9 protein-coding genes are annotated in these 10,626 nt (G+C 57.2%); 3 read left to right on the top strand and 6 right to left on the bottom strand.

The window, feature by feature from the left end; translation table 11 throughout:
- The 4 genes from FN633_RS02340 to FN633_RS02325 all read right to left on the bottom strand — a co-directional run.
- Positions 1–1,238, bottom strand: a 1,238-nt coding sequence (locus FN633_RS02340) for an MFS transporter (protein ID WP_154058799.1), incomplete at its 3' end; no start/stop codon positions are given.
- A gap of 44 nt (positions 1,239–1,282) precedes the next feature.
- Positions 1,283–3,406: an alpha-galactosidase gene (locus FN633_RS02335; RefSeq protein ID WP_154056594.1), complete on the bottom strand. Its 2,124-nt coding sequence runs from the start codon at positions 3,404–3,406 to the stop codon at positions 1,283–1,285.
- Between the two features lie 104 nt (positions 3,407–3,510).
- Entirely contained in the window at positions 3,511–4,506 is a 996-nt protein-coding gene (locus FN633_RS02330; protein ID WP_154056593.1) for a LacI family DNA-binding transcriptional regulator, read from the bottom strand.
- A gap of 20 nt (positions 4,507–4,526) precedes the next feature.
- On the bottom strand, positions 4,527–5,075 hold the full coding sequence (locus FN633_RS02325) for a helix-turn-helix domain-containing protein (protein WP_042394501.1): 549 nt from the start codon (positions 5,073–5,075) through the stop codon (positions 4,527–4,529).
- Positions 5,076–5,190: 115 nt separating this feature from the next.
- Between FN633_RS02325 and FN633_RS02320 the strand changes: the two genes are divergently transcribed.
- Together FN633_RS02320 and FN633_RS02315 are read left to right on the top strand one after the other, a co-directional pair.
- Positions 5,191–5,850, top strand: a complete 660-nt coding sequence (locus FN633_RS02320; protein ID WP_042394498.1) for an AzlC family ABC transporter permease — start codon at positions 5,191–5,193, stop codon at positions 5,848–5,850.
- Positions 5,850–6,173: an AzlD domain-containing protein gene (locus tag FN633_RS02315; protein ID WP_154056592.1), complete on the top strand. Its 324-nt coding sequence runs from the start codon at positions 5,850–5,852 to the stop codon at positions 6,171–6,173. The genes FN633_RS02320 and FN633_RS02315 overlap by 1 nt, the downstream gene beginning before the upstream one ends.
- 41 nt (positions 6,174–6,214) lie before the next feature.
- On the opposite strand, the gene FN633_RS02310 is transcribed toward FN633_RS02315, so the two are convergent.
- Positions 6,215–6,427 (bottom strand): YdgH/BhsA/McbA family protein, encoded by a 213-nt coding sequence (locus FN633_RS02310; RefSeq protein WP_042394493.1) that lies wholly within the window; start codon positions 6,425–6,427, stop codon positions 6,215–6,217.
- Positions 6,428–6,555: 128 nt separating this feature from the next.
- Positions 6,556–7,380 carry a formate dehydrogenase accessory sulfurtransferase FdhD gene (fdhD, locus tag FN633_RS02305; RefSeq protein ID WP_154056591.1) on the bottom strand — a complete coding sequence of 275 codons (825 nt, stop codon included), beginning with the start codon at positions 7,378–7,380 and terminating at the stop codon, positions 6,556–6,558.
- Between the two features lie 190 nt (positions 7,381–7,570).
- Between fdhD and fdnG the strand changes: the two genes are divergently transcribed.
- The gene (fdnG, locus tag FN633_RS02300; protein WP_106403955.1) at positions 7,571–10,621 is read left to right on the top strand and encodes a formate dehydrogenase-N subunit alpha; all 3,051 of its coding nucleotides are present in this window, start codon (positions 7,571–7,573) and stop codon (positions 10,619–10,621) included.
- Positions 10,622–10,626 lie beyond the last annotated feature (5 nt).

Raw genomic sequence — 10,626 nt, 5'->3', positions numbered from 1 at the left:
GTAACGCTCTGCTGCCTGCCGCTGAGCGTAAACGCCGACACCACCGTAATCGTCAGTACAAAGCAGCCCAGCATCAGGTAAGTATCCTGGAAGCCGATCCGATCATACATATTCCCGGCAAAGGCGGAGAGAAATATCGCCGCCAACTGCTTAGCAAACTGGAAGCCAATCAGGTAAATGGTGGCAGACAGGCGGGTATCAAATACGCCGGTAATGTACTTAAAGGCCCCCACCAGCAGGAACGGCACCTCCAGCGCATGCAGCATCTTCAGGGCCACGACCTCTACCACCGTAGTGGCGAATGACGAGCCGATAATGCGCGCCGCCATAATCAGCCCGGCAATCAGCAGCGTGTTTTTCGCACCGATGCGGTTAATGATCCACGGCGAACAGAACATAATGATGGCGTTGCAGATCTCTCCGGCCGTGGTGGCAAAACCAAAGGCGCGGGTACCCTCCTGCGGCGTGGCAAAGAAGGATTTAAAGAAGGTGGCAAACTGCTGATCGAACACGTCATACACGCAGGCAACGCCCACCACGTAGAGAATAAATAGCCACATTTTGCGCTGGCGGAACAGGTTAAATACCGTTTTCGCTGTAATTTGCGGCTGGTTGGCCCCGAGCGCGTTCATCACCTCTGCCGTTTGGTTGGGTTTTGGTTTAGCGATAATCAATAGCAGCATCAGCAGCAATGCCGCCGCCGAGCCCATCCAGAACACGTATGACGGATCGATACTAAACAGCACCCCGCCCGTGGAAGCGCAGAGTCCCCAGCCCAGGCAGCCAAACATGCGCGCTTTGCCGTATTCAAAGTAACTGTTGCGGCTTACGCGCTCAATATAGGCTTCGATCGCCCCCGAGCCCGCCGAGAAAACAAAGCCGATGTACAGGCCACCGCTCAATGCCCCCAGCCAGATGCTGGTTTTCAACAGCGGGGCGAAAACGTAGAGGAAAAACGGTGCGAATAAAAACAGCAGCACCGAGATGATCCACAGCATGTGTTTTTTTAGCCCCAGCTTGTCCGAAATTACGCCGAGCACCGGCTGAAAGGCGATGGCGGAAAGCGAGATGCAGGAGAAGACGATCCCCGTATGGGTTTTATTCAGGCCGATAATATCCGACAGCCAGATCGGCAGGAACGGAAAGCAGGTGGCCATAATGAAGAAGTAGAAAAAGAAAAACAGTCCGAAGATCCAGAAGTTAGGGTTGTCTTTGTGGGTACAGGCAGTTGTGCTCATTATTATTATCCTCAGCTGTGGGCCGGTTCCCCGGCCCATCACGATTACACCCGTTCTACACCAATCAGGATGGCGCTCTCCGGATCCAGAATCGGCAGTGCAATGCCCGCCTGCATCAACCACTCGCCGCTTACCGTCTGCGGGGCTTCCATCCACGCGGGTAACTTGCGCATGGTGTGTCCGCCCTCGCCGGTTAAGCGAATGTTGGGATGATCGAGCAGCGTGATACGGTATTGCGCGCCCGCCTCCAGCCCCGGCATGCGCAGCGGCATCATCAGGGTATAATCCGGCATCGCCAGCTGGCTGACGATAAACAAGCCCTGGCCTCGATCCTGGCTTATTATCCCCTGCGCCAACGTAGTGGCATCTGGCATCTCCACGCGCCACTGGGTACCCGTGTGGATCACCTCCCGCCACTGCTTGTGCAGCACGGCATAGTGCCGGTAGCCTGCCCGCTCCTGCTCGTCGACGCTGAGCGGATCCAGTTCCAGCCCCATATGACCGAATAGCGCCGTTAGCCCGCGGAACGCAATGCTGTGCTGGCGGAAGGTGGCGTGACATTTATGATGACCGATATGCGCACCCATCACCTCCGGCGGGAAGAAGTAGCTCATGCCGCGCTGAATAGCGTTGCGCTCCAGCGCGTCGTTGTTGTCAGACGCCCAGAAGCGATGGCAGCGGGTCAGCACCTCGAAGTCAATGCGTCCCCCGCCCGAAGAGCAGGATTCAAATTCGACCTGCGGGAAGCGTTCGCCCAGCACGTCTAACAGACGATAGAACTGACGCGTCTGCGCATCGGCGGCGGCCTTGCCATTGTGCCCCGGCTGCACCAGCTCCCGGTTCATATCCCACTTCACATAATCCACCGGATGCTCACCCAGCAGCCACGACATACGTTCCAGCAGATACTCGAACGCTTGTGGAATATTCAGGTTAAGGACGAACTGATGACGGCCAGTGGGCTGCGTGTATCCCGGCATTGCCAGCACCCAGTCCGGGTGCGCCCGATAGAGATCGGAGTCCGGGTTGATCATCTCCGGCTCCACCCAGATACCGAACTCCATGCCGAGGTTTTTAACGTGGTTAATTACCGGCATCAGGCCGTGGGGGTACTTTTTCTCGTCAAGATACCAGTCACCCAACGCGGCGTGGTCGTCGTTGCGCCCTTTAAACCAGCCATCGTCGATAATAAAGCGCTCTACGCCCAGTGCTGCCGCCTCGTCCGCCATCCGCATAATATATTGCGGATCGTGGTCGAAGTAGATCCCCTCCCAGGTATTGAGGTGCACCGGGCGCGGCTTGTTCTCCGGGAAGCGGATAACGTTGTCCCGCAGGTAGCGGTGGAACTGCTGGCTCATCCCGTTCAGCCCGTTTGCGGAGTAGCTGGCATACAGGCATGGAGTCCAGAGGGTTTCTCCCTCGGCGATGGCCATCTCTCCCGGCAGGTAGAGCGCTTCGGCCTGCAGATAGCGTCGACCGTCGGTTTTAGCTTCGGCCCGCAGACGGTGGTTGCCGCTCCAGCCAAGGTGCACGCCCCACACGTCGCCGTGCATTTCGCTGAACGACGAGGTACCGCTAATCAGCGCCGGGAAGTGTTCATGGGAGGTGCGACCGCGACGGTTTTCGATCACGAAGCTATCATGGTCGAGCTTCACGCGGTGCGGCTGGAATTCGCGGATCCAGCGCCCGTGAAAGGCCATCACCTCTCCGGCGCGTTCGGCAATGGGCAGCGTGATGGCAAGGCGGTCAACCTGCCACGGCTGCGCACGAAGATTGGTTAAACCATGGCGTACCAGCAGCACGCCGCTGTTGTCGAGGGTAAGCTCGCTGACCAGACGCAGGCCGGCATGGTCATCTTCTGCGGTTACGGTGAGAGATTGCCCCTCCTGCGTCACGCCAACGGTTTTGAAGAGCGGAGAGCTATCCATACCGTCGCGATGGCCTTCAATGCCCGGCGTTCCAAACAAACCGTGACCCAGCTCGGCCATCAGCGTGACCGGCGAGTCAACGTCTAACCTGCCGTTGGCAACCGGACGAGACAAACTCTCTGCATCCTGCGGCGAAAAGTAGCTAAGGTGTGGCCCCCAGTAAAGAATTTCGGCAAACGGGTGGGTTTTTAGCACCACGTCTACCGTCTTGCTCTCCAGTCGTAAAATAGAATCTTGCATCAGACATCTCCTGTCGTCGGGATGTACTGAGTGTTGATCCGAAACGTTTCGGATAGAAACCAAAACGTTTCGGATTTGTGATCGGGTTTAGAGTTTCAGCAGATTTACGCCGTCTGTCCGGCAGAAAAGCTTGGCTGCCACAGCACCTGAAGCTGGGCGATATCCTCACCGTTAATTAACCGCAGCACCATATCGGCGATCTGTTTGCCGACGCCCTGACGGGTAGCCTGGATCACCGCCGCCACGTCGACATCCACGATGCTGTCCTGCGGTAGACCGTCGTAAACCACCAGCGAAACGGCGTTATCGCCGGTTAATCGGCCAAGCTGGGACAGGGCCATCGCCACCCCATCGCCGTGGGTGTTGCAGTCGGTCAGGATTGCCGTGGGAGGTGAGGCCAGCGAGAGCAGCTCCTGAGTGGTGATATAGCCCGCTCGCCGTGAAGGCGGCATGGTGCGCAGCCATTCGCTGGACAGCCCCGCCTCGGCCAGGGCATCCAGGTAGCCCTGGCGGCGCTGGGTGATAAAAGCCTGAGAGTTGCTTTCACCGAGCAGGGCAATACGCTGATGGCCCTTATCAATCAGCCAGCGTGTGGCGTGATACATCCCGGCGTAGTTGTCGAAGTCAAACCATGCATACGGCTGCGGCAGCTGGCTGCGGCCCAGCGCCAGGAAAGGGAAACCGATAGTCTGGAGCTGCTCAAGACGCGGATCGCGATCGAGCGTATGGGCAACGATCAGCGCATCCACGCGGCGGCTTTGCACCATGCGCATATAGCTGTGCTTATCGGCCAGATCGTCGTCGGCAATGAGCAGCAAATCAATCTCATGCCGCGCAAGCTCGTGGCTAATTTCGCCGACCATCTCCATAAATACGCTGTTATTGAGCGGAACAGGATGCACCGGGAAAACCAGCCCAACGGCGTCGATTTTGCCCATCTTCAGACGACGGGCAAAGGTATTCGGACGATAGCCACGACGCTGTGCTTCCGCTTCAACCCGGGCGCGCGTCTCTTTGGAGACATCATCATACCCATTGAGCGCACGGCTAACGGTGGTAACGGACAGCCCCAGTTCTTTGGCAATGGCTTTAAGCGACATGTTTTTCCGTGTCTTGCTGTTTAATTTTGTTCGGCAACCAGAAGCGCATGCGTATCCGGCTCAAGCGCTTTAAAGATATGCGGCCGATCGGCGGGATAACAGATGTAATCCCCTTCCCCCAGCTCTTCCGGCGCGTCGATCAGTCCCACGAGCGCCCGACCCTGGGTCACAATGATGTGCTCCACCGATCCCGGCGGATGGGGCTGGGAGATGCGATCTGCACCCGGTTGAGTCAGCAGTAGATAGATATCACGCCGCGCGCCTGGTGGACAGGCGGCCAGTAAAATGGCTTCATAGTTCGCCTGGCCGGCAATCACCTTCGTCCCTTCTCCCCGACGGATCACCTGCGTAGCGGGCTGCTGCGGCTCCAGCAGACGGGCGAAAGGAATATCCAGCGCTACGCACAACGACCAGAGCGTCTCCAGGCTCGGGTTGCCGTTGCCTGACTCTAGCTGAGAGAGCGTGGATTTAGCGATCCCGGCCCGACGGGCAATTTCCGCCAGTGAAAGTCCGGTTCGCAGACGTTCTCGCACTAAACTTTTAGCGATCACGCTAATTGGCTGCGTCATATAACGGCCCTTGCTCTATAAATCGAACGAATCGTTCGTCTTGTAAAACGATCTTGATGCGTTCATTATAATGGATATTCGTTCGATATAGCTAAACCAATACGGTTAAAACAGTATGAAACATCATCTCTCTTGCCTGAAAGGCGACACGATAAAGGCAATCGTTCTGGTCTGCCTGGCGGTGGGTATTGTCGGCATGTCCTACGGCTCGCTGGCTATCGCATACGGTTTCCCGATCTGGGTTCCCTTTATACTCTCTATTACCGTATTGGCGGGCGCATCTGAATTTATGTTCATCGGCATTGTTGCCAGCGGCGGTAATCCTCTGGCGGCCGCTGCTGCTGGGCTACTGGTTAACGCCCGCCACGTGCCGTTTGGCGTGACGGTACGCGACCTGGTCGGCAAGCGCGGTGCCAGCCTGCTCGGCTGCCATATCATGAATGACGAAAGCGTGGTGTTTGGCCTGTCACAGAAAACGCCTGAACAGCGTAAAGCGGCCTACTGGCTGTGCGGATTAGGGGTGGCGATTATCTGGCCTCTCGGCGCGCTGCTGGGTGCGGTGGTAGGTAAACTGCTGCCCGATCCGGAGACCATCGGTCTGGATGCGGTCTTTCCGGCTATTTTGCTGGCGTTAGTGGTACCGGCTTTTAAAAATCGCACCACGCTTATCCGCGCTTGCAGCGGCGCGGTGCTATCACTTGCCGCCGTTCCCTTTGCACCGGTGGGTTTACCGGTCCTGCTCTCTCTACTCGGCCTGGCCGCAAGGAAAAAATAGTGGAAAACATGACGGTATTTATTCTCGGCATCGCCCTGTTGTCTGCCGGGACCTATTTAATGCGCCTCGGCGGTGCCAAACTCGGTAGCCGACTGGCTCTTTCTGAGCGTTCGCAGGCACTGCTTTCCGATGCGGCCACCGTGCTGCTGTTTTCCGTGGCGCTGGCCACCACCTTTTACGAAGGGGATCATTTTGCCGGTATGGCGCGGGTGATCGGCGTCGCCTTTGCCGTATTCCTGGCCTGGCGCAAAATGCCGTTAATTGTGGTGATCGTAGCAGCGGCGGTAGTGACTGCGCTACTGCGGCTGGCGGGCGTGGCATAAAAAAAGCGCCCGCAGGCGCTCTTTCGACAGATACTTTGCTTTTATTTGGTCAGCTCAGCAGTCATGTGTACATAGTTACCTGAGTAAGCCTGGGTAATTTTGTAAGATGAGGCACCAGCCTGCTCGGCCTGAGCGGCGATTTTTGCTTCTGCACCAGAGAGCGTGGTGTCAGTCGCGGAGACGGACTGGGCAGCAAAAGAGCCGAAGGAAGCGGCAAGAGCGATAACTGCAACAAAAGTTTTGATGTTTTTCATGATGATTACCCTTTAATTAAGTTGTTTGTATAAGGCATGTCGCCTTGATGTGATTAATAATAGACCGGTTAATCACCAACTAAAAGTAAAGGGATTTGCTGACTATAATCAAAATTTTTGAACAAATATTATGCACCCACTAAACGCTGAGGATGGGTATAGATCGTCGCCCTGCCCGGCTTGCAAAAGCCCACCAGCGTCAGGTTGCAGCGCTCGGCGACTTCCACCGCCAGCGTCGTTGCCGCCGACACCGCAAACAGAATTTCCACGCCGCACATGGCCGACTTCTGCACCATCTCATAGCTTGCCCGACTGGAGACCAGCGCCGCACCCTGCTGCCAGCCTGCCCCCTCCCGGGCGCGATGGCCCAGCAGCTTATCCAGCGCCACGTGCCTGCCAACATCCTCGTGCCCGCCAATCAGCTCGCCCTCGGGCGCGATCCATGCTGCGGCATGGGTGCAGCCGGTGAGCTGGCCGACCGGCTGAACGCTGCTCAGCTGGCGCAGCGCCCGATCCAGATTCGCCAGATCGAACGTCTGGGTAAAAGGCAGCGGGGCCACTGGCTTGCCGATATCGTTAAGCTGCTCCACGCCACAGACGCCACAGCCGGTACGCCCCGCCAGCGCCCGACGGCGCTCTTTCAGTCCCATAAAGCGGCGGCTGGAGAGTTCAATCTGCACCTCCAGACCGTTACAGGAGGGCACAACGTCCATCCCGTAGATCTCCGCTGGGGCATCAATGATGCCCTCCGAAAGAGAAAACCCTATCGCGAACTCGGGGAGATCCTTCGGCGAGGCCATCATCACCACGTGTGAAATCCCGTTGTAGACCAGCGCGACGGGCACCTCTTCCGCCAGGCTGTCCGGCTGAGGATGCTGTAGATCATCACGTTTCCAGAGCGTCACCTGGCGACACCCTATGATATCGGTCGACTTTTTAGGAGTAGAGAGCATTTTATTGTTCACTTTTTGTTAACTGAATGGGAACAGGCCTGGCGACATTGTGGTATTCTGGCGGCAATTCCTCCAGAGCGAGGAGGACCATCCTATTCTGAACCTTTACGGCCATGCCCGCAAAGCGTAAAGACTCGAGATCACCATTCGAGACAATGTCGATAAAATAAAAAAAGTAAGGAGCGACCCCATGCAGGTCAGCAGAAGGCAGTTCTTTAAGATCTGCGCTGGCGGTATGGCAGGTACAACGGCAGCCGCACTGGGCTTTGCACCCAGCGTCGCGCTGGCGGAAACACGGCAGTATAAGCTGCTGCGCACCCGCGAAACTCGTAACACCTGTACGTACTGCTCCGTTGGCTGCGGGCTATTAATGTATAGCCTTGGCGACGGTGCAAAAAATGCCAAATCATCCATCTTCCATATTGAAGGGGATCCGGATCACCCGGTGAACCGCGGTGCGCTGTGCCCAAAAGGGGCCGGTCTGGTGGACTTTATCCACTCCGAAAGCCGCCTGAAATATCCGGAATACCGCGCGCCAGGTTCTGATAAGTGGCAGCGTATCAGTTGGGATGAGGCGTTCGATCGCATCGCCAAACTGATGAAAGAAGACCGCGACGCAAACTATATCGCGCAGAATGAGCAGGGCGTGACCGTTAACCGCTGGCTCTCTACCGGTATGCTGTGCGCCTCCGCGGCCAGCAATGAAACCGGCTATTTATCACAGAAATTTACCCGCGCACTCGGCATGTTAGCCGTCGATAACCAGGCGCGTGTCTGACACGGACCAACGGTAGCAAGTCTTGCTCCAACATTTGGTCGCGGTGCGATGACCAACCACTGGGTCGACATGAAGAACGCCAACCTCATCGTCGTGATGGGTGGGAACGCGGCAGAAGCGCATCCGGTGGGTTTCCGCTGGGCGATGGAAGCCAAGATCCACAATGGCGCGAAGCTGATTGTCGTCGATCCACGCTTTACGCGAACCGCCTCGGTCGCGGATTTCTATGCGCCTATTCGTTCCGGTACTGACATCGCCTTCCTGTCAGGCGTCATGCTGTACCTGTTAAACAACGAAAAATATAACCGTGAATATACCGAAGCCTATACCAACGCCAGCCTGATCGTGCGGGAAGATTTTGGCTTTGATGACGGTCTGTTTACCGGCTATGACCCGGATAAGCGCAAGTATGACAAAGCCAGCTGGAACTACGAGCTGGATGAAAACGGCTTTGCGAAACGCGACATGACGTTGACGCATCCTCGCTGCGTATGGAACCTGCTGAAAAAGCATCTGGCTCGCTATACGCCTGAGGTGGTGGAAAACATCTGCGGTACGCCAAAAGCCGACTTCCTGAAGGTTTGCGAATACATCGCCGAAACCAGCGCCCACGATAAGACCGCGTCGTTCCTCTACGCGCTCGGCTGGACGCAGCACTCGGTGGGTGCGCAGAACATTCGTACCATGGCGATGATCCAGCTGCTGCTCGGCAACATGGGGATGGCAGGCGGCGGCGTTAACGCCCTGCGCGGCCACTCCAACATTCAGGGTCTGACCGACCTTGGCCTGCTGACTCAGAGTCTGCCGGGCTACATGACGCTGCCGAACGATAAGCAGAACGATCTGGAAACCTACTTTGCCGGCAACACCACCAAGCCGCTGCTGGAAGGCCAGGTTAACTACTGGAGCAACTACCCGAAATTCTTCGTGTCGATGATGAAAGCCTTCTACGGCGATAAGGCGACGGCGGAGAACAACTGGGGCTTTGACTGGCTGCCGAAGTGGGATAAAGGCTACGATGTCCTGCAGTATTTCGACATGATGGCGAAAAACGAGGTGACGGGCTACATCTGCCAGGGCTTCAACCCGGTGGCATCGTTCCCGAACAAAAACAAGGTTGTCTCGTCACTGTCGAAGCTGAAATTCCTGGTCACTATCGATCCGCTCAGCACGGAGACCTCGACCTTCTGGCAGAACCACGGCGAGCAGAACGACGTTGACTCCTCGAAAATCCAGACCGAAGTGTTCCGTCTGCCTTCAACCTGCTTTGCGGAAGAGGACGGCTCCATCGTCAACTCCGGGCGCTGGTTGCAGTGGCACTGGAAAGGTCAGGACGCCCCGGGCGAAGCGCTGAACGACGGTGAGATCCTGGCGGGTATCTTCCTGCGCCTGCGTAAGATGTACGCGGCCGAGGGCGGTGCAAACCCGGAACAGGTTCTGAACATGTCCTGGAACTACACCACGCCGGAGAACCCGTCCCCGCAGGAAGTGGCGATGGAGAGCAACGGCAAAGCGCTGGAAGATATCATCGACCCGGCGAGCGGCAAGGTGCTGGCGAAGAAGGGCGATCAGCTCTCCTCCTTTGCCCATCTTCGCGATGACGGTACCACCTCCAGCGGCTGCTGGATCTTTGCCGGTAGCTGGACGCCGGACGGTAACCAGATGGCGCGCCGCGACAACGCCGACCCGTCAGGGCTGGGGAATACCCTCGGCTGGGCATGGGCGTGGCCGTTGAACCGCCGCATCCTCTATAACCGCGCCTCGGCGGACCCGCAGGGTAAACCGTGGGATCCGAAACGCCAGCTGCTCTCCTATGCCAATGGTAAATGGGTAGGGGCAGATATTCCGGACTACAACACCGCGCCTCCGGGCAGCAACGTTGGGCCGTTTATCATGCTGCAAGAGGGCGTCGGACGTCTGTTCGCGATCGATAAGATGGCGGAAGGGCCGTTCCCGGAGCACTACGAGCCGTTTGAGACGCCGCTGGGGACCAACCCGCTGCATCCGAATGTGATCTCTAACCCGGCCGCTCGCGTGTTCAAAGATGACATGGACGCGATGGGTAAAGCGGATAAGTTCCCGTACGTCGGGACCACTTACCGTCTGACCGAGCATTTCCACTACTGGACCAAGCATGCGCTGTTGAACTCGATTGCGCAGCCGGAGCAGTTTGTGGAGATCGGCGAGAAGCTGGCGGGCAAGCTGGGCATTGCCCAGGGCGATACGGTGAAGGTCTCCTCTAACCGCGGCTATATCAAGGCCAAAGCGGTGGTGACCAAGCGTATCCGCACCCTGAACGTGCACGGCCAGGAAGTTGATACCATCGGGATACCTATCCACTGGGGTTATGAAGGCGTGGCGAAGAAGGGCTTTATTGCTAATACGCTGACGCCGGTTGTTGGTGATGCGAACACGCAGACGCCGGAGTTTAAGGCGTTCCTCGTGAACGTGGAAAAGGTGTAACGGAG

Origin of the sequence: Pseudescherichia vulneris (assembly GCF_902164725.1) — a bacterium.
Classification (GTDB): Bacteria; Pseudomonadota; Gammaproteobacteria; order Enterobacterales; family Enterobacteriaceae; genus Pseudescherichia; species Pseudescherichia vulneris.
This window is presented reverse-complemented; position numbering and strand designations above follow the sequence as displayed.